We start from the raw sequence: 21,211 nt of genomic DNA on the forward strand, positions 1-21,211 counted from the left end.
GCCGAAAGAACATGTCAGACACTGAAGCCACCCTGTCCGTCGCGCAACGCCGCAAGCTGCTGCTGCAACAGAAGCTGCGGGAACGCGGCATGGCCGCCACCACCGCCGAACCCGCTGCCGTACCGCGCATTCCGGCGGGGGAGCGGCGCCCGCTCACTCCCGGTCAGCGACGCATGTGGTTCCTGCAGACCCGCGACACCGACGACACCGCCCTCAATATCTGCGTCGCCTACCGCCTCACCGGCCCACTCGACGCCGATCGCCTGCACGCCGCCTTCGACACGGTGGTGGCCCGCCACGACATCCTGCGCACCACCTACGGCGCCGACACCGACGGCACGCCGTTCCAGGTGTTCACCACCGACACCCGCGCCGAATGGTCGGCCCACGACCTCGCCGAGCTGGCCGAATCAGCCCGTGAACTGCGGGTGGAGGTGCTGGCTCAACGTCAGTTCGCCCGCCCGTTCGACCTGGGAGCCGACCTGCCGCTGCGCGCGTCGCTGATCCGCACCGGCGCCGACGAACACGTCGTGCTGTTCACCATCCACCACATCTGCTGGGACGACGACTCGTGGGCGGTGTTCTTCACCGAACTCAACGCCGCCTACCGCGGTGGCACCGCCGCGGCCGCCGACACCGTGCAGTTCGCCGCACTCGCACCCACCGCCGAACCCGCCGAAGACGACGTCGCCTATTGGCGCGAAGCCCTGCGCCCGCTACCCGAGCCCCTGGAGCTGCCGGGTTCGGCCGCCGCGAACCCGCGCAGGCACGCCGAACGCCGTACGCACCGCCTCCCCGCCGACATCGTCACCCGCACCGAACAATTCGCGCGCGAACAGGCCGCCACCCCGTTCATGGTGCTGCTCGCCGGTTTCGACGCACTCGTGCACCGCTACACCGCCGCCGACGACTTCCTGGTCTCCATCCCGGTCACCGATCGCCCCGCGGGCACCGAAGCGCTCATCGGCTACTTCGGCAACACGCTGCTGCTGCGCGCGGGCATCGGCGACCGCGACGACTTCGCCGCCCTCGTCGCCGCCGTGCGTGACACCTGCACCGCGGCGTTCGCCCGTCGCGGCGTCGGCATCGACCGGGTGGTCCGTGAGGCGAACCCGGACCGGGTCGCCGGACGTGACGGCCTCGATCAGCTGGTGCGCCTGGGCTTCAGTGTGCGCAAGAGCGCCGACGGTTTCGCCATCGACGGCATCACCTCCACTCAGCTCGAACTGGGTGCGGCCGGCGCGCAGGTTCCGCTCGCCTTCGCCGTGGTGCTCGACAACGACGGCACCGCGGTGGTCGAAGCCGAATACCAGACCGACGTGCTGTCCGAGGCACTCGTGGACCAGCTGCTGGTGCACTTCGGTCAGCTGCTCGACAGCGCGCTGCGCGACCCGCGGCGCCGGCTCGGCGACCTCGACATGCTCGGCGCAGCCGACCGTGTCGCGTTGCTGCAGCGTTCACACGGGCTGCTCGTCGACGAGCCCGCGACCACCCTGGTCGCCCTGCTGGAGTCGGCCGCCGACGCGGCTCCCGACGCGCTCGCGCTGGTCTCCGACGACACCGAACTCACCTACGCCGCCCTGCACGCCCGCGCGAACCGGCTGGCACACTGGCTGATCGGCCAGGGCATCGGCACCGAGGACATCGTCGGCCTGCGCCTGGGCACCTCGGTGGAATTCATCGTCGCCGTGCTCGCCGTGCTGAAGGCCGGCGGCGCCTACCTGCCGATCGACCCGGTCTACCCCGACGACCGGATCGAATACCTCGTCGACGACGCCGACCCCCGATTACTGCTCGGCGCAGTCGAATTGGCTGCGGCCGAGGAAGCGGCGGCCGAGCTGCCCGCGACCGCGCCCACCGATGCCGAGCGGTTGCGCCCGCTGCTGCCCGCCAACCTCGCCTACGTCATCTACACCTCCGGGTCCACCGGTAAACCCAAGGGTGTTCCGGTGCCGCACAACGCGATCGCCGAGCACATCATCTGCTTCACCGCCGACTGGAACATGACCGACGCCGACCGGCTGATGCAGTCCTCGTCGGTGAGTTTCGATGCCTCGCTGGCCGATATCGGCCTCACCCTCACCGTTGGCGCGCAGCTGATCGTGCCCAAGCCCAACGCTTTCCGCGACGTCCGCTACGTCGCCGATCTCATCAGCCGCCGCCAGGTGACCGTGCTGCACATGGTGCCGTCGATGCTGAGCACCTTCCTGCTGCTGCCCGAGATCAGCGAATGGCAGTCGCTGCGCAAGATCCCCGTAGGCGGCGAAGCGCTGCCCGGTGAGGTGGCCGACCGGCTCGCCGCCACCCTCGACGCCGAACTGCGCAACCACTACGGCCCCACCGAAGCCGTGGTCTGTTCCACCCATATGCCGGTGGCCGGACCGCAGGGCACCGGTGTGGTGCCGATCGGCATCCCCAACCGCAACGTCTACACCTACGTCCTCGACGAGGCGCTGCAACTGGTGCCCGACGGTGTGGTCGGTGAGCTCTACCTGGGCGGTGACCAGCTCGCGCGCGGCTACCTGGACCGGCCCGCCCTGAGCGCCCAGCGTTTCGTCGCCGACCCGTTCAACCCTGGCGCCCGCCTCTACCGTTCCGGCGACCTGGTGCGCCGCAACAACTTCGGTGAACTCGAGTTCATCGGTCGCGCCGACGAACAGGTGAAGGTGCGCGGTTTCCGCATCGAGCTCGGCGAAGTCGAGGCCGCGATCACCGCGCACCCCGCCGTCGCGCACTGTGTGGTGGTGGTGACCGAGGACCCGGCCATCGGGGCCATGCTCACCGGCTACGTCGTGCCCGCCGAAACGACCGTCGACCTGGAACAGGTCCGGGCCTTCGCGGCGAGCGGGTTGCCGGAATTCATGGTGCCCAGCGCGTTCGCGGTGATCCCGGAGATTCCGCTCACCGTCAACGGCAAGCTCGACAAGCGTGCGCTGCCAACCGCCACTCCCGCCGTGGTACGCACCCACCGTGCCCCGGCCACCGCCACCGAGCGCAAGGTCTGCGCCCTGTTCGGCGCGCTGTTCGACCTCGACGAGGTCGGCGCCGAGGATTCGTTCTTCGAGCTCGGCGGGCACTCCCTGCTCGCGGCCCGCCTGGTCGCCCAGGTGCGTGCGGAGTTCGGTGTGGAACTCGACGTGCGCGTGGTCTTCGACAGCCCCACCCCGGCGGCGCTGGCCGCCAACCTGGTCGCCCGCTTCCTGGCGGAGTTCGACATCGACCTGGACGCGGTGGACAACGATGTCGAGGACGCGCCGGTGTTGACGCAGGACCCGGCGCCCGCGCCCGCCGCCTCGGTAGCCGCCGACTCCGTGTCCGCCGCTGTCTCGGGCGGCAGCGGTGCTGATTCGCGCGCCGAAACCGCGAAGGCGCACGCTGGCCGGGCAACCTCGGCACAGAAGCCGGCTCGACCCGCGATCGGTGGCCGTGCGCGGGGTGAACGCATCCCGCTGTCCTACTCCCAGCTGGCCATGTGGTTCCAGTACCGCATGGACGGCGCGGGTGCGGTCGGCAACCTGCCCTTGGCCATGCGCTTCGACGGCGTCCTCGATATCGCCGCCCTGCGCGCGGCGCTCACCGATGTGGTGGCTCGCCACGAGTCGCTGCGCAGCACTTTCCCCGAGCACGAGGGCAAGCCCTACCAGGTTGTCCACCCCGCCACCGAAGTGCCGCTGCCGATCCGCGAGGTCCCCGCCGGCCGGCTCACCGCCGAACTGGCCGAGATCGCCGACTACCACTTCACCCTCGACGGCGAACCGCTGGTCCGCGCCGAACTGCTGGTACTCGACACGAACACCCACGTGCTGTCCCTGCTGGTGCACCACATCGTCGCCGATCACGCGTCCTTCGGTGTGCTGCTCGACGACCTCACCACTGCGTACCGGGCCCGCAGCGAGCAGGGTGCGGCACCGGGCTGGGATCCGCTGCCCATCCAGTTCGCCGACTACGCCCTGTGGCAGCGTGAGCTGTTCGACCAGGCCGCGCCGAGCGAATTCGCGCTGTCCCAGATCGACTACTGGCGTGCGCAGCTCGCCGATGTTCCCGACGAGATCTCGGTCGCCCACGATCGTGCGCGTCCGCCGGTGCTCGGCAAGCGTGGTGAGGTGGTCACCTTCTCGTTGCCGCCCACCGTGCGCGCGGGGCTCGATTCACTCGCGAAGCGTAGCGGCGCCACCGAATTCATGGTCTGCCAGGCTGCTGTGGCGACGTTGCTGCACACCCTCGGCGGTGGTACCGACATCACCCTCGGCACGCCCGTCGCGGCGCGTACCGATCCGGCGACCACGAACCTGATCGGCCTGTTCGCCAACATGGTGGTGCTGCGCAACGACCTGTCGAACGCACCGACGCTGCGCGACACCGTGGTTCGGGCCCGCGACGTGGTTCTCGACGCCAACGCCCACCAGGAGCTCCCGATCGAGCGTCTGGTCGAGGCGCTCAATCCGCGCCGTTCGCGTTCGCGGAACCCGCTGTTCCAGAGCATGATCCACTTCCGGGGCGCCGACTGGGCACCCGCGGTCCTGCCGTTCGCCTCCTCGGGGGAGAGCACCGTCACCGTGGTGCCCGCCGATTTCGACGTGTCGTTCCTGGATCTGAACCTGAGCCTGAACGTCACCACCGAGGGCGGTATGGACGTGCGCGTGGTGGTCAATGCCGACCTCTACGACCCGGCCACCGCCGCGCTCATCGCCGATGCCCTGGCCGCCACCCTGCGCGCCTTCGCCGAAACACCGGACCTGCCGGTCGACGACCTGCGGGTACTGCCGCAGGCCGACCTCGACCGGCTGCTCGCGGTACCGGAACCGCCGGCCGCCACCGCGACGGCCGGCGGTACCGCGGATTCGGACACCGAACGCATCCTCATCACCCTGATCGAGGAGCTGCTCGAGATCGACGAGGTCACCGGCGAGGACAACTTCTTCGCGCTCGGCGGCGACAGCGTGATCTCCATCCAGTGGTCGGCCCGCGCCGACGCGCTCGGCCTGGCACTCACCCCCCAGATGGTGTTCGAGTGCGCCACCATCACCGAACTGGCGGCTGCCGTCGACGCCGCGCAAGCCGCGGCGGCCGAACAGATCTCGCACGCGCCGATGAGCGCGTCCGGGCTGGAAGCCGACGCCTTGTCCGCGCTCACCGCCGCCTGGTCCGCCCAGACATGACCCATCGCACACCGTGCCGACCCGCGCGGCACGAACAGCAGTTAGGAAGGGACGCAGCATGAGTGCGCCGCAGATCGTAGACGTACTCGCGCTGAGCCCGCTGCAAGAGGGCCTGTTCTCCCTGTCGCGGCTGGCGGGTGCCGAAATCGATCTCTACACCATGCAATTCGTGGTCGACATCGAAGGTCCGCTCGACACCGACCTGCTGCGGCGCAGCGCCGGGGCCATGCTGGACCGGCACCCGAACCTACGCGCCGCGTTCTGGGACACCGACGTGCCCAAACCGGTGCAGATCATCCCCTCGCACGCCGAACTGCCATGGTCCGAACGGGCCGCGCGGTCCACCGAATTCGACTCGATCGCCGAATCCGAACGGCGCGTCCCGTTCGCGCTCAGCCGTGGCCCCGCCCTGCGGGTGCTGCTGCTCGACGTCACCGACGCACCGCAGCCGCGCAAGCGGATGATCCTCACCGCACACCACATCCTGATGGACGGCTGGGCGGTCGCGGTGTTCTTCAAAGAACTCCTCGACGTCTACCGCGCGGGCGGCGCTGTCGAGAACCTGCCCGCCCCGCGCCCCTACCGCGACTACATCGGCTGGCTCGGCAGCCAGGACCACCAGGCCGCCGCCGAGCGCTGGGCGGAGTACTTGCAGCAGGTCAGCGCGCCGCTGGTGCTGGCCGACGGCGCCGGTGAGCGCGGCTCCACCGTGCCCCGAACCACGCGACTCCGGTTGTCGGCGGCCGAAACCGAGCAGCTACAGCAGTGGGCACGCACCAACGGCATGACGCTCAATACCGCCGTCCAGTTCGCCTGGACGCTGCTGCTGGGCCGGATCACCGACCGCCGCGACGTCGTCTACGGCACCACCATCTCCGGTCGCCCCGAGAAGCTGACGGGCGTCGAAGGCATGGTCGGGCTGTTCATCAACACCGTCCCGGTCGTGCACCGTCTCGACCCCGCCGAACCCGTTGTCGCACAATGCGCGCGCCTGCAACGTGATTCGGCCACCATGCGCGACATCGGCTACCTCAGCCTGTCGACCCTGCAACGCGCCGCCGGCCACGGCGCCCTGTTCGACACCCTGTTCGTCTTCGAGAACGCCCCCATCGACGACGCCATCCAGACGGTGACCGCCCCTGACGGCGCCCAGTTCCGCCCGGTCGAGATGGAAAGCCTCGCCCACTACCCGCTCACGGTCGTGTCCCACCTGAGCGACGGCGAACTCCTCGTGCTCGTGGAAGCGATCCCGGCCCTGCTCGGCCACCTCGACCCCGCCGACCTCGGCGCGCGCATGCTCACCATCCTGCGCACCCTGCCCACCCTCGACGCCACCGCGACCATCGACGCGATCGACCTGCTCACCGTCGCCGAACACGACGAACTACGCAGTGCCGCAAGAGATGTCGTCGCAGCACCGACGCTCACCCCCTGGGAGCTGTTCGAGCATCAAGCTGTCGCCACCCCGGACGCGATCGCCCTCACCACCACCGCGGGCGAGGTGTTCACCTACCGCGCGCTGCACGATGAAGCTTGCCGCCTGGCGGATGAGTTCGCGGCCAACGGTGTCGTACCGGAAACCGTTGTCGCCCTGGCGCTTCCGCGCGGTACCGCTTCGATCGTGGCGATCCTGGCGACATTCGCCACGGGCGCCGCCTACGTCCCGGTCGACGTCACGTTGCCGAAGGAGCGCGTCGCAACCATTCTGCGGCAGTCGAATCCGGTACTGGCCGTCGTGCGTGAGTCCGATCAGAGCCTGCTGGACAGCGTGGCGACCGTTGCGCTCGACGATCCCGCAGTCGTCGAGCGAATCGCCACCCGCCCGGCGCAGGCCCCCGCCGTGCGCCGCGAACCCGACCACAGCGCCTACATCATCTTCACCTCCGGCTCGACCGGCGAGCCCAAGGGCGTCGTCGGCACCAACGCCGCGCTCGCCGGGTACTTCGCCGATCACCTCGAACGTTTCTACCGCCCCGCGATGGCGAAACTCGGCCGCCCGCTGCGTATCGCGCACGCCTGGTCGCTCGGTTTCGACGCCTCCTGGCAGCCCATGGTCGGCTTGTTCGCCGGCCAAGCCCTGCACCTGTTCGACGCCGACGAAATGCGCGACGCGCACCGAATCGTCTCCAGCATGGCCGAATTCGACATCGACATGATCGACACCACGCCGTCGATGCTCGCCCAGCTGGCCGCGGCCGGTCTGCTCGACCGCGAACTGCCGGTGCTGGCGCTCGGCGGCGAGGCCATCGACACCGCCTTGTGGTCGCGACTGCGTGCGCTACCGGGGACAGCTGTGTACAACTGCTACGGCCCCACCGAGACCACCGTCGAAGCCGTGGTCGCGCCCGTCGCCACCTCCGGCATTCCCACGATCGGCACCGCCAACGGTGGCATGGTCGGCTACGTGCTCGATTCGCGGCTGCGGCCGGTGCCCCCGGGCATCGTGGGCGAGCTGTACCTGTCCGGTGTGCAGCTGGCCCGCGGCTACCTGGGCAAACCCGCCGTCACCGCCGACCGTTTCGTCGCCGACCCGAACCGCACCGGCGAACGCATGTACCGCACCGGCGACCTCGTGCGCAGGCTCCCCGGCGGCCGCTTCGGTTACCTCGGCCGGGCCGACGCCCAGGTGAAGGTGCGTGGTTACCGCATCGAGGTCGGCGAGATCGAGACCGCGTTGCGGCGTTCCGCCGACATCGACACCGCCGCGGTGACGGTGGTGCGTCGCGCCGGTGGTGCGTCGCTGGTCGGATTCGTCGTCGGTAAGTCCGGTCGCGCGGTGGTCGTCAGCCGGGTACGCACCGATCTCGCGCAACGCCTGCCCACGTACATGATTCCCGCCCGCATCATCGTGCTCGACCAGCTGCCGGTGAACGTGAACGGCAAACTCGACGCCCCGGCCCTGAATCAACTCGCCGAACAGGCACTGTCGTCCGCCGACAACAACGCGGCCGCCGAGACCCCCACCGAGGTCGCGCTGAGCGAGGTCTTCGCCGAACTCTTCGACGGCCGTGCCCCCGGCATCGACGCCGACTTCTACGAACTCGGCGTCGACTCCATCGTGGCGATCTCCCTGGTCAACAAGGCCCGCCGCCGCGGCATCGCCCTCAACCCGCGCATGGTGCTGGCCTGCCCGACCATTCGCGAACTCGCTGCCGCCGTCGACGATGCCCCGGTCGCCGCCGACCGGTCCGGTGCCGACGCCTACGGTGAGGTCGCGCCGCTACCGGTGGTCTCGTGGATGTACGAGTACGGCAACTACCGTCGCTTCACTCAGGCCGCCCTGTTGCGGCTGCCGAGCGGAATCGACCGCGCCGCACTGACGTCCACGCTGCAAGCGCTGATCGACGCACACGACACCCTGCGTGCGGTGCTCACCGACACCGCCGACGGGCCGCGCCTGGTCACCAGGGCCCCCGGCGTGGTGAACGCGGCCGACCTGGTCATCGAGGCGCCGCGTGGTCTCGAAACCGCCGAATTGGACTCGGCGATCACCGAATTCGCGCGCACAGCCAACGATGCCATCGATCCGCGCGCAGGCGAGATGGTGCGCGCCGTGTGGTTCCCGGCCACGCAGTTCGATGCGTCCGCCGCCGCCGCAACCGGCGACATCCTGCTGCTCGCGGTGCACCACCTCGCCGTCGACGTCGTGTCCTGGCACATCATGCTCGACGGCCTGGCCGCCGCCTGGCAGCAGGTCAGCGCAGGCGCGACGCCGAAGATGCTGCCCGAGTTCACCTCCTACCGGCAGTGGTCCGAGGCGATGTGGCAGCGCGCCCTCGAACCGGAGGTGCTCGCCCAACGCGAATACTGGGCCACACAGGTCAGCGAACCCGACGCGGCCCTCGGCTCCCGTCACCCCGACCCGGCCACCGACACCTGGTCCACCCTGCGCGTGAGCACGGTCGCGACCCCGGTAGCGGTCACCGAACGCCTGCTGAACCACGTCGGCAAGGAGGAGGGCGTCCGCGAACTCCTCCTCACCGCCCTCACCATGACCCTGGCGTCCCTGCACGCTGCCAACGGAAACGACCCGGCCGCAGGCGCTTTGATCGCGCTGGAAGGCCACGGCCGCGCCGACACCGAACTCGGCACCGACACCGCCAACACCCTCGGCTGGTTCACCAGCGTGTTCCCGGTGCGCCTCGGCACCGGCGACCGAGCCGTGGACGTCGGCCGCGCCCAAGCGGATCCGACCGCCACCCGCGCACTACTCGACTCCGTCACCACCCACCTACGCGAAATCCCCAACCAGGGCCTCGACTACGGCCTGCTCCGCTACGTGAACCGAGTCCCCGAACTCCGCACCGCAGAACCCCAAGTGGAGTTCAACTACCTCGGCCGAATCGACTTGAGCGGCAACAACAACGACCCCTGGTCCCTGCTGGTAGGCGCCCACGACACCGCCCTACCTCTCGATCCGGAACCCGATCTCCCCCTGCGCTACGCCGTCGACGTCATCGCCGGCATCGGCACTACCCCCGAAGGCCCCGCCCTCACCACCAACTTCCGCTGGAGCACCGCCCTGTTCACCGAGCCCGAAGCAGCCCGCCTCGCCGACCTCTGGACCCAGTCCGTCAACACCCTCGCCGACAGCCTGAACCGGTAGCTTCACCCGTCGCCACCCGCGAACGTCACCGGAACCCGGTGCGGATCAAGATCATCAGGCTCTGGTGCAGAAAGCTACTCGGGCGATGTTCACGTGAGAGCCTGATGAACGAACGTCCAGGTGGTCAGGGGGTGGGGGTGCCGATGATGATGCTGCCTACGTTGCACTCTTCGAGTTCGTGGAGGGCGGTGGCTTCGGCGAAGGCGGCGGTGTCGGAGTAGCCCTGGGCTACTACGCCCAGGTTCATCGCGGTGGCGCTCAGGTAGACGGTCTGCATGAAGACGCCGACGTGTTTGAGGATGTTGGCGTAGGCGACCTGCTCGTAGGACCACATGACGCGGCCCGCGCGGGCGGAGACCAGCAGCAGCACTTGGGGTTCCGCGCCGCCGGCGAGAGTGGCGGAGGTGGACTTCAGGAGTTTGCGGACCGCGGGGGACTCGGCGGGCGCGACGGGGCGCAGCGTGTGGTCGGCCGAATCATAGTGATACATCCCGTTTTCCAGGCCGGCGACATTGCGCACCACGGGGTAGACCTCGAGCTCGTAGGCTTCGCCACCGGAGGGGTAGGGGCGGGAGCCGTCCTCGCGGGTGCGGGCGGTGCGGAACAGCAGCTCGCCCAGCTGAACCGAGGTGATCGGGGTGGCCTCGTCGAAGGCGCGAGTGGAGACGCGGTCTTCGATGGTGGCCGACAGGCTCGGGTCCGACACGCGCAGCGCGACGAGGTCGGGCTCGGCGAGAGCGATCGGCGCACCGGCGAAAGCGGGACGGCGCGCGGGCAATTCGGGGAACTGGCCCTCGGCCCAGCGGGTGGGGCCGAAGTCGTCCCAGGTGACCGTGCGGGCGCCGAGGGTGCTGCGGCGGTGGAACCACAGGTCGGGGGTGTTCCAGGAGCGGGTGGTGAACTCGCGTTCTTCTTCCTCGCCGTCGACCAGGAAACCGCACCACTGCAGATCGGCCACGAACTGTGTTTTCACCGCGGCCGACACGGGGGAGTCGGCGGCGAGCGGGCCGTCCAGCAGGGCGAGCAGACGGGGGTCGTGGATGCGCAGATCGCACCAGCCGCGCGGATGTTCCAGCACGAAGCCCTGCGCATCACGGTGCAGGACAGCGAACTTCGACAGGGTCGCCGACCAGGTGGGCAGCGCGGTTTCCGGGCGGGGGGCGGGTTGGGTGAACGGGCGGATGCTGTAGAGGTCGCGGCCGCCGTCGCGCACCGTCACCGCCAGCCAACCGCCGTCGGTGAGCTTGCGCATCAGGGCGGTGATGTCGTCGCCGGCCGCGGCGGTCGCCATTTCCGCGGCCGTCGCCGGACCTTGGTTGAGGGTTTTCAACGCCTGCAACGCCCCCGCGCCCAGACCCGTCAGCTTCTCGTTGCGCGGCGGATTCAGCAGTACCGCGCCGGCGGGGGTCGTCAGGCAGGTGACGCCTGCACGGAGGGCGAATCGGGTCTGGGCGGGGTACGTGGAGGCGAGCACGGTGAATCCTCGGGGTAGAACTGGGCTGGGGCAGAGCCTATTTCGCCGCTGCGGCGAACGCGGGCTCGAGCTTGTCCAGCATGTACGGCACCGACAGCGCGCTGGGTTGGTTGATCGCGCTGATCTCCTGGGTGGTCAGGAACACCACCGAACCCTTGCGCACCGAAGGCAGTTCGGCATAACCGGGCAGCTCGCGGTACTTCTCGTCGAGACCGGGGGAGTAGCCGGCCAGCAGCAGGTCGGCGGTCAGCTCGTCGACCCGTTCCGGCGACAGTGCGAGGCGGCCCTGATTGGCCGGCATCGTCGTGAGGTTTTCCGGGATGCTCATGCCGAGCTGGGTGAACACCTTGGCCGAACCGTCTTCGGGGTCGGTGAGCACCATCAGCTGCGCGGGGCTCGCCAGCCAGGTGCTGGCGAAGGTCTTGCCCGCCAGCCCGGGGTTGGCGGCGGTGATCGCGGCGATCTTGTCGTCGACCCGCTGGATGACCGCGTTCGCGTCGGACTCCTTGTGCAGCACCTTGCCCAGCGCGGTGACCTGGTCCTGCCACGGGGTGACGGCGTCGGCGCCCAGCGCGGGCAGGGTCGGGGCGATCTTGGACAGGTCGTCGTAGGTCTTCTGGTCGGCGATGAACGCGTCGGCCAGGATCAGATCCGGCTCCAGCGCGGCGACCTGCTCGGCCACACTGCCCGTACTGCTGAGCGACTTCGCCGACTGCAAGCTCTCCGGAGTCCACGGCGGGGTGCTCTTGGAGAGCGCGGAAACATTGTCGATGTAGCCGACCGGGACCACGTCGAGCGCCAGCGAGGTGTCGAGCCACTGGTTACCGAGGGCGACGATCTTCTTCGGGGTGCCGGTGACGGTGGTTTCGCCACGGGCGTGGGTGATGGTCACCGCCTCGCCCGAACCGGCTTCGGGCTCGGTGGAACCACAGGCGGTGCCGCCGAAGGCGAGCGCGCCCGCGAGGACGGCCACCACCGTGCGTCGCCACCGGAGTGAAGTGCGAGCAGTCATCGTTGCGTCCCTCCTTCATCGAGGAGTTGTTCCTCGATCGGCCACGTGAGCCGGGTTCCAGCATAAGTCAGCCAAGGCTAACCTACCTTCTTTTGGTGGTGTCAATCGACGGGGTGCCGTACGAGCGGCGAACATGTACACGCCGGGTTAGACTTCGCCGACTTTCGGCATGTCGGTAGGGAATTGGGAGCTCGGTGGAAACATCTAGGGACTGGGGCAACGAGCTTCTGGCAACGGTGCAGTGGTTGGCGATCGCCTTCTCGGTCACCGCGGTCGTGTTCACGGTAGTGGTCGCGCTGATGCTGGCCCTCACCAAGTGGGGCCGGCAATTCTGGCACCTGACCGGCGGATTCTTTCGCGGGCCGGAGGCATGGAAAACCATCGCTTTCGCCGCGTTGCTGCTGTTCATGACGGTGTTCTCCGTCCGGATGGCCGTCCTGTTCTCCTATCAGGGCAATGACATGTTCACCGCCCTGCAGAATGGGGTCGCCGCCATGAGCGGCGGCAACGCTGCCGGGCTCGATGCCGCGAAGGCCGCATTCTGGAGCTCGATCGTCGTGTTCGCGGTGCTCGCGACGATCCACGTGACCCGAGCCCTGGTCGACTATTACCTCGGTCAAGCCTTCGAGATCCGCTGGCGGGAGTGGCTCACCGAACACGTCACCACAGATTGGCTCCGGGAACGAGCGTTCTATCGGGCGCGGTTCATCGACAACACCATCGACAACCCGGACCAGCGTATCCAGCAGGACATCACCGATTTCGTCTTGTACGCGAGGACTCTCGCCCTCGGTGCGGTGAGCTCGGTGGTGACCGTCGTGTCGTTCACGAAGATCCTGTGGGACCTGTCCGGGCCGTTGACGCTGTTCGACGTCGAGATCCCGCGGGCGATGGTGTTCCTCGTCCTGATCTACGTCCTGCTGACCACCGTGATCGCGTTCTGGATCGGCCGCCCGCTGATCAGGCTGAACTTCTTGTACGAGAAAGTCACCGCCAACTTCCGCTATGCCCTCGTCCGGCTGCGTGACAACGCCGAGAACGTCGCCTTCTACCAGGGCGAAGGCGTGGAGCGACGCGGTCTGCTCGGACGTTTCGCCGAGGTGATCCGGGTGTACTGGGCGATCGTCATCCGGATGCTGAAGTTCAGCGGCTGGAACCTCACCGTGAATCAGACCGCGGTCGTCTTCCCGCTGATAATCCAGGCTCCGCGCTTCTTCGCCGGGCAGGTCAGCCTCGGTGGGCTGACACAATCCTCGCGCGCGTTCAGCGAGATCCATGATTCGCTCTCGTTCTTCCGCGAGGCCTACGACCAGTTCGCGGCTCTGCGCGCCTCGCTCGTGCGCCTCGATGGCCTGGTGATCGCCGCCGACGACTCTCGCGAGTTGCCCGCGCTGGCGATGCAGAAGCTGTCCGACGCGGTACGTCTGGACAAGGTGAATGTGCGCAAGCCCGATGGCACCGTGCTCATCGACGAACTCGATTTCGGCCTGCAACCCGGTGACGCACTGGTCGTCAAGGGTCCTTCGGGTAGCGGCAAGACCACCCTGCTGCGGGCGCTCGCCCAGATGTGGCCCTATGCCGACGGCATGATCGAGCGTCCCGAAGGCAACGACACGCTGTTCCTGTCCCAGATCCCGTATCTCCCGCTGGGTGATCTGCGCACCACGATCGCTTATCCGGCCCGGCCGGACGAGTTCACCGATGACCTGCTGCGTGAAACCTTGCACAAGGTGCACCTCGGCCACTTGGTGCAGCGCCTCGACGAGGAAGCCGACTGGTCGGCGATCCTTTCACCAGGTGAACAGCAGCGCATCGCGTTCGCGCGGATTCTGTTGATCCGGCCGAAGGTCGTCTTCCTCGACGAGGCGACATCGGCTGTCGACGAGGGTCTCGAGTACTCGCTGTACGCGTTGGTCCGCACAGAGGTCTCCGACACCATGCTGGTCAGCGTCGCGCATCGCAGCACCGTCGATCAGCATCACACCCAGCGTCTCGAGCTCGGCGGGTCCGGCCCGTGGCAGCTGGCTCCGATCACGGGCTGAGGCGAAATTTAGTCGCCCTTCGAGTGTGGATTGGCAGGTGTCGGACGGCGTCGGTGGGCCTGTCGACAGTGCCGGCGCTTTGTCGGCGAACCTAGCGCATCCATGGGCTAATGACAGCTAGCTCGCCTGGTCGTGGTGAGGATCTGATTTCAGGCCGGTTTGTGGTGCACCACGGAGATTCCATGGCTGGTCTGTGAGTGTTTGGCGTGGCCATCCTAATCGGTATGGTCCTCGGTACCTGGCTCGTTGAAATCGAGTTCAAAGGCCTCCGAATTTGTCTGCAAGTCGCGGTCCGGGCCGGGTGATTCCTCTATGGCGTGCCAGAGAGTTGATGGACCATGACCAAAGGTGTCCAAGAATGTTGAATGGATGTGTCGACGGGTTGAAAATAGTTGGGCCCTCTGAGTCGAGGACTCGAAGGAAGGCAAGCAATCGATGATGGAATGGTGGCGTAGCATCCCGAATCTCCATCACGTGGAGTGGCCGATCGTGGGCATGCACGGCCAGGAGTGCGGCGCGGAGATGTGGCGATTCGCGCCGATCCTGCGCACTGAACTCGACGAGGATCCGGTCTATCGGCGCATGGTGCGCGAAGCGCTGGACTATATCATCGGCCGCGGGACGAACCCGGTCGAATGGGCCCGGTGCACCGATACAGAGTTCTTTGACCAAGATGAGCTGGACGAGTATCTGACAGCGTTCTACGACTATCTGTTCGGCGATCGTCCGGAGCCGATCTATGCCCCTGGCAATGGACGGCCCCCGCCCGGAGTGGTCGCCGAAACTCGTTCAGAAGCGGCCAAGTGAACGACCAGAACCGACGCGCCTGTCCGTAGGTGACGCGATTCGCGCCGGCCTGAGCCATCTTGTCCGCCACCGACCGACCGATCCGCCGACCTGGTACGAGCTGGCCTACGTCGGGTTCGCCAGTCCGGATCACCTTGTGCTCATCGAGGAGTCGGGTATCGTGTCGAAAATCGGGTCGGTTGGGGAGTTCAAATGGATGAATCTGATATTGCCTACGAGGATGGGGGCGGCGAGGAATGGCTCGCATATTCCTTCGAGGCCGATAGCGAGGGTTGTGCATATTTCGACGAGGTGATCGATTTTATGTGTGATTCTTTCGGCGTCTCAGAAGAAGAAGCGGTCGCCCGGGTGAATGTCGCATATAAGGGACTTCGATTTACGGGCTACGATATCCTCTACCACAATGCGCCGGCGGACACGGCGAAGTCGCTGATGTATGAAACGTGGAATTGGTGGGTGGACGAGAAAAATGCCAAGCTGAAGCCGTCGCCGGGTATTGAACCACCTGAATAGTATCCGGCCATACTGTGAAGCTCTGATAGCCGATCTCATGGAGAGACCGGGTCAGGGTTGTGGTCTTCACGCACAATGCATGAACTCGAACACCCCGGCGGTCTGCCAGCCGCGTGGCCGGCGACAGTAGGTCATGCCAGAGCCGAAGCCAACTCCTAGCGCAGGTTCTCCCATCCGATGCCGGTGATCAACACGAACAAAATTCGTTGCAGGACAAGCCGGTCGTTCATCCGCGCTGGTCCGGCGTTCCTGGCGCCTTGACCGACAATAGCGGTTCGATTACTGCGCACAGCTGTTCGTGGACGATCCATGGAGCTGCTACGACGGAGCCTGCACTACAAGCGGGCGCGTCGCTACCTGACAGGTTTTCTCAGGAGTTGTTCACCAGTGCGGTGTATTCGCCGGCCAGCGGTCCTGTCGCGCGAAATGTCACAGTGGCGGGTTCCTTCGGCCCGTCGTTCCGTGGCGTTTCGCTCGGAACCAGTGCAGCCGCCAGCTCCCGAAGCTCCGGGAAGGTCAGGGCGCCGAGGTCACGCTGCTGCCAGTGCAATTCCAGCGGTGTGATGGTTGCGCTGGTGAGCAGTGCGGCCAGTAGATCTTCGACGCCGAACCAGTCCCTGCCGTTGGTCGCGGCGATGGCCGCCGCGCGCTTCAGCGCAACGGCGACCGATGGTGCGGCGCCGGTGACAGTGGTGTTCGTATCGGTGTGCTCGTCGATCACGAGGTGCTCCTCGGGTCAGAAGATGATGACCTGCTCGGGAGCTGAGTGGCGAACGGTCGGTCAGGACGAGATTCCGGAGCTGCCGGTCGCCAGGTCGCACGCCAGGCCACTGCCCGCGTTCACGAGTTTCATGACCGTCGGGACCCGCTTGGTGACCAGCGGTGTGCCGGTGGCGTGCAGGAGCAGGGACAGTTGTACTTCGACCTCGGTTTCCACGTGGTAGAAGGCGGTGGCCTTGGCCACGGTCACGCCTGCCACGTTCACCTCCAGGTCGACGGTGTCGCTGGCGAAGAACTTGCCGTTGGCGAGGAAGTCGACCTGGGCGCCGACGTAGTCGTCGAGGCCGACGACGTCGATCTTGGCGGTGCAGCCGACGGTGAGGGTGTCGGTGAGCATGTCGATCACCGGGCCGGCGGCGGCCTGGGGCGCGAGTACCGTGAGTGCGGCGGCGAAGGCGGTGGCGGTGGTCGCGAGGCGACGTGTGAACTTCATGGGTGGCTCCTCATCAGCCCGTACCCGCGACGGGCAGGGGGACCGTAGCAACGAGGAGCCCGCCCGCACGGCAGTTTGAAACATATATGCTTCAAATATCTGGACGGCCCCCCGATTTGGGTCGACCTGGGGGTTCACCTACACTAGACCGGTTGCCTGCGGGAGCTCTGCGCCCGCAATCCGGCCGTGAACCCCCAGTGGTTGTCGAAACCGCTGGCAGGCGCGCGTTCGGAGGGTGACTGACCATGTACGTCGGGTCGGCAATCCGGCGTACGTATACATCCAGGTCCAGGAGGTGCTGAAGTGATTCAGCAGGAGTCGCGACTGCGCGTCGCCGACAACACCGGGGCGAAGGAAATCCTTTGCATCCGCGTGCTCGGTGGCTCGTCGCGTCGCTATGCCGGTATCGGTGACATCATTGTCGCCACCGTGAAGGACGCCATCCCCGGCGCGAACGTGAAGAAGGGTGACGTCGTCAAGGCCGTCATCGTGCGCACCGTCAAGGAGCGCCGTCGTCCGGACGGTTCCTACATCAAGTTCGACGAGAACGCTGCCGTGCTGATCAAGCCCGACAACGACCCTCGTGGCACCCGCATCTTCGGCCCCGTCGGCCGCGAGCTGCGTGACAAGCGCTTCATGAAGATCGTTTCGCTGGCCCCGGAGGTGCTCTGACTATGAAGGTGCACAAGGGTGACACCGTGCTCGTCATCTCGGGCAAGGACAAGGGCGCGAAGGGCAAGGTCATTCAGGCTTTCCCCGCGACCGGCAAGGTTCTCGTCGAAGGCGTGAACCGGATCAAGAAGCACGTCGCTGATTCCGCGAACCAGCGTGGCGCCTCCTCGGGTGGCATCGTCACTCAGGAAGCCCCCATCCAGGTTTCCAACGTGATGGTCGTCGATTCCGACGGTAACCCGACTCGCGTCGGCTACCGCACCGACGAAGAGTCCGGCAAGCGCGTCCGGATCTCCCGTAAAAACGGGAAGGACATCTGAACATGACTACTTCTGAGCAGACTCAGCCCCGGCTGAAGGCGCGCTACCGCGCCGAGATCAAGGACGCGCTCAACAGCGAGTTCGACTACGCCAACGTGATGCAGATCCCCGGCGTGGTCAAGGTCGTCGTCAACATGGGTGTCGGCGACGCCGCCCGCGACGCGAAGCTGATCAACGGCGCTGTCAAGGACCTCGAGCTGATCACCGGTCAGAAGCCGGAGATCCGCAAGGCCACCAAGTCGATCGCGCAGTTCAAGCTGCGTGAGGGCATGCCGATCGGCGCGAAGGTCACCCTCCGTGGCGACCGTATGTGGGAGTTCCTGGACCGCCTCGTGTCCATCGCGCTGCCCCGTATCCGCGACTTCCGCGGCCTGTCGCCGAAGCAGTTCGACGGCAACGGCAACTACACGTTCGGCCTCAGCGAGCAGTCGATGTTCCACGAGATCGACGTGGACTCCATCGACCGCCCGCGCGGTATGGACATCACCGTGGTCACCACCGCGACCAACAACGAAGAAGGCCGCGCGCTGCTGAAGCACCTCGGCTTCCCGTTCAAGGAGAACTGAGCACATGGCTAAGAAAGCACTGCGCATCAAGGCGGAGGCCAAGCCGAAGTTCGCCGTCCGCGCCTACACCCGCTGCCAGCGTTGCGGTCGCCCGCACGCGGTCTACCGCAAGTTCGGCCTGTGCCGCATCTGCGTCCGCGAAATGGCGCACCGCGGTGAGCTCCCGGGCGTGCACAAGAGCTCCTGGTGAATCAGTGCTCCTCGTGAGCACTGCCAACTAGGCGAATACTGAACGAAGGCACGGACTTCCAAGGGAAGTCCGTGCCTTCGCGCGTTCACAGGTCGGCGGGCAGAAACCGGAAGGCACATCCAATAGTCGTTTTCGAAGTCAGGCTATGAGCTTCGCCCTGAACGTCGTTCACGACAGCCCCGGCTTCCCGCGCCAGGAGGACACCCGCGGCCGTATCCCACGGCTTGTTCGCCCAGGATCACGCAGACACCGGTCCGCCCCTGTGCGAGCCAAGCAAGGTCCAACGAGGCCGAGCCGAGCATCCGAATACGTTCAGCTCGACCAGTAAGGGCCGCAGTGACTCTGAGACGTTCGGCGTTCTTGCTTGCCGCCTCCGCCCGACCGCATAGTCGCCGATGCCGTGGACGAAGTTCGACGTGCCGTCAATCGGATCCAGCATCCAGCGGTACTCGCCGCCAGCATGTTGTCCGACCGTTCGGGCATACCGGTCGCGGTCGCGGTCTCGGCCGCGAACACACCCGGCGCCGAAGCTCTGCGCCCGCCGGTGTGAGCAATCCCCGCCGTCTGCTCGCGGCGTGGCCTGAGGCGTCGCAAGCCCGGAAAGTTGCACGAGGACAAGGCCTATGACCATCAGGAACTGCGGGGATGGGTGCGTGATCGAGGAATCGGTGTCCGTATCGCCCGCAGAGGAATCGAGTCCAGCCAGCACACTTCTCTGCTGATACCCGTACCTCCAGTGCGTGCCGGAGTAACGCCAGCAACGACTTTGCAAGCATCCTGACCTCCGGGTGGCCTTCTTGATGCGAAAATAATGCGGGCGCTGCGGCTTCGGCTTTCGAGCAGTTGGAGATCTGTTTTATCTCGGCATGCTAAGGCTGTTTGCCCACGAGATAAAGTCACTCTGTTCTTGGGACCTTGGCGTCAGTGGCTGCTGACAGTAGTTGAGGATGTTCACACCTAGGCTCAGTGTTGGGCCAACCATAGCCCTGAATTCTGGGTGGTTGGATCTGAAATATTCGTCAAAGATGGCCTGCGTGGACTCTTTGAATACTTCTATATCTATCTCGTACATGTCGTTGGCGACCGCTGTGAGTCCCGTAGCCACATCCACTACCGAGCAAACGTCACTATGTATGCGTACGAAAAGGTCGCCAACTCGTAACGCTGGACTCCAGACCGTTTGGTCGCCGACCTCGAATGCGTAGCTCATCATGCCCACTCTAGCAGAATTTGAACGCCGGGATTCTTGGCGCGCGTCCTCTCAACTGCGGCTTCGACCGCAGACCGAAACGCTGGGTCGGCGCCTGGGGTCGTGAACCGAAGCCCAATGGGAGCCTGCTCGTAACCATCTATGTGCTGACGGGCGTCGACGTAGGACGTCATCTTCTTTTCCACCTGCTTTTCAACCCATTTGTCGATGTCGTACGCGTTCACAGCGGATTTCTCCTCCCAGAGGACGCCGTTCTCGACTCTGTCGATATCTGTGATCGTTCTGGCGAGATTATTCGGATCCTCGATCTTTATCTCTGTGTCCCCTTCTTTCACGTGGTATTTTCCGTCGCTACCAAGTTGTGGCCGGCGTGGATCATTGAACGTAACGTCTTTGCCGGGGTCGTTCGTGGCGATAAATACAGGCAGTGCGACGATAGCCAGGAGGTCGCCGTTTGTCAGCGCAGCGGTGGTGAAGGAGAGGCCGCTGAGGGTGGCGAGGAATGTGTTGGCGGGGCCGGCTATGGCCCACGCGGCGTCGTTGAGGAAGTCGATGTCGATCTCAGCTTTTTCGTCGCTGGGCGACTGTTGCTTGCTCGGTGTCTTTCCCTTCGTCGGTGGCTCTTTGACATTTACCATCGAACGCCCGATCGATATCGCGGTGACGACAACTACTGCTGCGAACTGAGTACTGATGTCCGCCCGCATTTTCGTCAAGGCTGCGTTGTGGGCTTCGACTGCGTCAGCGATGTCGTGGGCGGTGGTGCGGATTTCGCGGAGTTTGCCAGCGAGCTTGCGAAGGTTGGCTACATGGTTCGGGATGTCTTTCGGGACTTCGGTTCCGAAGCCTTGTTCCAGCCCGGAAGCGACGGTTAGTAGTTGTGCCACGCCGTATTCGAGAGGATCTGAATTGGCGAAGGTCTTCCACATTTTTGCTGCGCGTGCGAGTTTGTCGGTATCTCCATCGGGGACTTGGCCGCCGGTGACAAGCGTGGTGACCTTGTCCTGCAGTTCGGTCCAGTCTGTCCGAAGTCCGTTGGTATAGGCTCCTGACGACGCGATACCGACTACTGCGCCCGCGCCGTAGGGCAGCTCGGACGGGATTCCGGTGGGCAATGATGGTGGGTTGCCTTTGTTGGGGCCCCGGTTGGCTGTGTATTCTGCGGACTTCCAGTTGTGACTGGATGCAGTCAGTATGTCCCCGTAGCGTTGCAGGGCTCGCGCGAAGTTGGTTGCGACCATTGTCAAAGCGGCGGCACGGTCGTCGTGGGATTTCGACCACGACTTGACTGCTTCGTAGCCGCCGGCCATCGCGCTTGTTTCTAAGAGTACGGTTTGGGGCGTTTCGTAGACGGTTTGGAATTTATTCGACAAGTCGTAGCATGCCGTGGCCGCGCTTTCGTAGGACTGCGGCGAGACTGCGGCCAT

16 protein-coding genes and 2 pseudogenes are annotated in these 21,211 nt (G+C 66.0%); 10 read left to right on the forward strand and 8 right to left on the reverse strand.

From position 1 onward, the window contains the following. Nucleotides 1–11 precede the first annotated feature (11 nt). Entirely contained in the window at nt 12–5,159 is a 5,148-nt protein-coding gene (locus tag ACFO5K_RS25300) for an amino acid adenylation domain-containing protein (protein WP_378568006.1), read from the forward strand. A gap of 58 nt (nt 5,160–5,217) precedes the next feature. Next, nucleotides 5,218–9,765, forward strand: coding sequence for an amino acid adenylation domain-containing protein (locus ACFO5K_RS25305; protein ID WP_378568009.1), 4,548 nt, complete (start codon nt 5,218–5,220; stop codon nt 9,763–9,765). A gap of 124 nt (nt 9,766–9,889) precedes the next feature. On the opposite strand, the gene ACFO5K_RS25310 is transcribed toward ACFO5K_RS25305, so the two are convergent. Together ACFO5K_RS25310 and ACFO5K_RS25315 are read right to left on the reverse strand one after the other, a co-directional pair. Continuing rightward, on the reverse strand, nt 9,890–11,239 hold the full coding sequence (locus ACFO5K_RS25310) for a SagB family peptide dehydrogenase (protein WP_378568012.1): 1,350 nt from the start codon (nt 11,237–11,239) through the stop codon (nt 9,890–9,892). A 37-nt stretch (nt 11,240–11,276) separates the two neighbouring features. Next, nucleotides 11,277–12,251, reverse strand: coding sequence for an ABC transporter substrate-binding protein (locus ACFO5K_RS25315; RefSeq protein WP_378568015.1), 975 nt, complete (start codon nt 12,249–12,251; stop codon nt 11,277–11,279). 194 nt (nt 12,252–12,445) lie between these two features. On the opposite strand from ACFO5K_RS25315, the gene ACFO5K_RS25320 reads away from it, so the two are divergent. From ACFO5K_RS25320 to ACFO5K_RS25330, 3 genes are all read left to right on the forward strand, one after another. Then, on the forward strand, nt 12,446–14,293 hold the full coding sequence (locus ACFO5K_RS25320; RefSeq protein WP_378568018.1) for an ABC transporter ATP-binding protein/permease: 1,848 nt from the start codon (nt 12,446–12,448) through the stop codon (nt 14,291–14,293). Between the two features lie 474 nt (nt 14,294–14,767). After that, complete coding sequence (locus ACFO5K_RS25325; RefSeq protein WP_378568021.1) at nt 14,768–15,100, forward strand: hypothetical protein; 333 nt, start codon at nt 14,768–14,770, stop codon at nt 15,098–15,100. Nucleotides 15,101–15,292: 192 nt separating this feature from the next. Beyond that, nucleotides 15,293–15,613, forward strand: a complete 321-nt coding sequence (locus tag ACFO5K_RS25330) for a hypothetical protein (protein WP_378568023.1) — start codon at nt 15,293–15,295, stop codon at nt 15,611–15,613. 370 nt (nt 15,614–15,983) lie between these two features. Here ACFO5K_RS25330 and ACFO5K_RS25335 read toward each other — a convergent pair whose 3' ends face one another. Next, the gene (locus ACFO5K_RS25335; protein ID WP_378568026.1) at nt 15,984–16,334 is read right to left on the reverse strand and encodes a hypothetical protein; all 351 of its coding nucleotides are present in this window, start codon (nt 16,332–16,334) and stop codon (nt 15,984–15,986) included. Nucleotides 16,335–16,394: 60 nt separating this feature from the next. Beyond that, nucleotides 16,395–16,826 (reverse strand): hypothetical protein, encoded by a 432-nt coding sequence (locus ACFO5K_RS25340; protein ID WP_378568029.1) that lies wholly within the window; start codon nt 16,824–16,826, stop codon nt 16,395–16,397. Nucleotides 16,827–17,129: 303 nt separating this feature from the next. On the opposite strand from ACFO5K_RS25340, the gene rplN reads away from it, so the two are divergent. Genes rplN through ACFO5K_RS25360 form a run of 4 tightly spaced genes read left to right on the forward strand, consistent with a single transcriptional unit; the run spans nt 17,130 to nt 18,574 of the window. Continuing rightward, nucleotides 17,130–17,498: a 50S ribosomal protein L14 gene (gene rplN / locus ACFO5K_RS25345; protein WP_378568032.1), complete on the forward strand. Its 369-nt coding sequence runs from the start codon at nt 17,130–17,132 to the stop codon at nt 17,496–17,498. Nucleotides 17,499–17,500: 2 nt separating this feature from the next. Continuing rightward, a complete protein-coding gene (rplX, locus tag ACFO5K_RS25350) occupies nt 17,501–17,818 on the forward strand; it encodes a 50S ribosomal protein L24 (RefSeq protein ID WP_056818391.1) in 318 nt (105 codons plus the stop codon). Between the two features lie 2 nt (nt 17,819–17,820). Then, nucleotides 17,821–18,384, forward strand: a complete 564-nt coding sequence (rplE, locus tag ACFO5K_RS25355; RefSeq protein WP_150404096.1) for a 50S ribosomal protein L5 — start codon at nt 17,821–17,823, stop codon at nt 18,382–18,384. Nucleotides 18,385–18,388: 4 nt separating this feature from the next. After that, the gene (locus tag ACFO5K_RS25360) at nt 18,389–18,574 is read left to right on the forward strand and encodes a type Z 30S ribosomal protein S14 (protein WP_056818387.1); all 186 of its coding nucleotides are present in this window, start codon (nt 18,389–18,391) and stop codon (nt 18,572–18,574) included. Between the two features lie 85 nt (nt 18,575–18,659). On the opposite strand, the pseudogene ACFO5K_RS25365 reads toward ACFO5K_RS25360, so the two are convergent. Together ACFO5K_RS25365 and ACFO5K_RS25370 are read right to left on the reverse strand one after the other, a co-directional pair. Beyond that, nucleotides 18,660–18,788, reverse strand: a pseudogene (locus ACFO5K_RS25365) (hypothetical protein); the annotation flags it as partial. Nucleotides 18,789–18,812: 24 nt separating this feature from the next. After that, complete coding sequence (locus tag ACFO5K_RS25370; protein ID WP_378568036.1) at nt 18,813–19,013, reverse strand: hypothetical protein; 201 nt, start codon at nt 19,011–19,013, stop codon at nt 18,813–18,815. A 21-nt stretch (nt 19,014–19,034) separates the two neighbouring features. Between ACFO5K_RS25370 and ACFO5K_RS25375 the strand changes: the two are divergent. Next, nucleotides 19,035–19,271, forward strand: a pseudogene (locus ACFO5K_RS25375) (IS5/IS1182 family transposase); the annotation flags it as partial. Between the two features lie 159 nt (nt 19,272–19,430). Here the strand turns inward: ACFO5K_RS25375 and ACFO5K_RS25380 are convergent. Further along, on the reverse strand, nt 19,431–19,787 hold the full coding sequence (locus ACFO5K_RS25380) for a DUF6086 family protein (protein ID WP_378568333.1): 357 nt from the start codon (nt 19,785–19,787) through the stop codon (nt 19,431–19,433). Then, nucleotides 19,784–21,211, reverse strand: a complete 1,428-nt coding sequence (locus tag ACFO5K_RS25385; RefSeq protein ID WP_378568038.1) for a hypothetical protein — start codon at nt 21,209–21,211, stop codon at nt 19,784–19,786. Before ACFO5K_RS25385 ends, ACFO5K_RS25380 begins: the two co-directional genes overlap by 4 nt.

It is taken from the genome of Nocardia halotolerans, assembly GCF_042650145.1.
Taxonomy (GTDB): Bacteria; Actinomycetota; Actinomycetes; order Mycobacteriales; family Mycobacteriaceae; genus Nocardia; species Nocardia halotolerans.

Bases quoted from the DNA above. Each gene is read 5' to 3' on its own strand.
- ACFO5K_RS25300 (WP_378568006.1), top strand. From the start codon at position 12: ATGTCAGACACTGAAGCCACCCTGTCCGTCGCGCAACGCCGCAAGCTG.
- ACFO5K_RS25305 (WP_378568009.1), top strand. From the start codon at position 5,218: ATGAGTGCGCCGCAGATCGTAGACGTACTCGCGCTGAGCCCGCTGCAA.
- ACFO5K_RS25315 (WP_378568015.1), bottom strand. From the start codon at position 12,251: ATGACTGCTCGCACTTCACTCCGGTGGCGACGCACGGTGGTGGCCGTC.
- ACFO5K_RS25330 (WP_378568023.1), top strand. From the start codon at position 15,293: ATGGATGAATCTGATATTGCCTACGAGGATGGGGGCGGCGAGGAATGG.
- ACFO5K_RS25340 (WP_378568029.1), bottom strand. From the start codon at position 16,826: ATGAAGTTCACACGTCGCCTCGCGACCACCGCCACCGCCTTCGCCGCC.
- rplX (WP_056818391.1), top strand. From the start codon at position 17,501: ATGAAGGTGCACAAGGGTGACACCGTGCTCGTCATCTCGGGCAAGGAC.
- rplE (WP_150404096.1), top strand. From the start codon at position 17,821: ATGACTACTTCTGAGCAGACTCAGCCCCGGCTGAAGGCGCGCTACCGC.
- ACFO5K_RS25360 (WP_056818387.1), top strand. From the start codon at position 18,389: ATGGCTAAGAAAGCACTGCGCATCAAGGCGGAGGCCAAGCCGAAGTTC.
- ACFO5K_RS25370 (WP_378568036.1), bottom strand. From the start codon at position 19,013: ATGCTGGATCCGATTGACGGCACGTCGAACTTCGTCCACGGCATCGGC.
- ACFO5K_RS25380 (WP_378568333.1), bottom strand. From the start codon at position 19,787: ATGATGAGCTACGCATTCGAGGTCGGCGACCAAACGGTCTGGAGTCCA.
- ACFO5K_RS25385 (WP_378568038.1), bottom strand. From the start codon at position 21,211: ATGGCCGCAGTCTCGCCGCAGTCCTACGAAAGCGCGGCCACGGCATGC.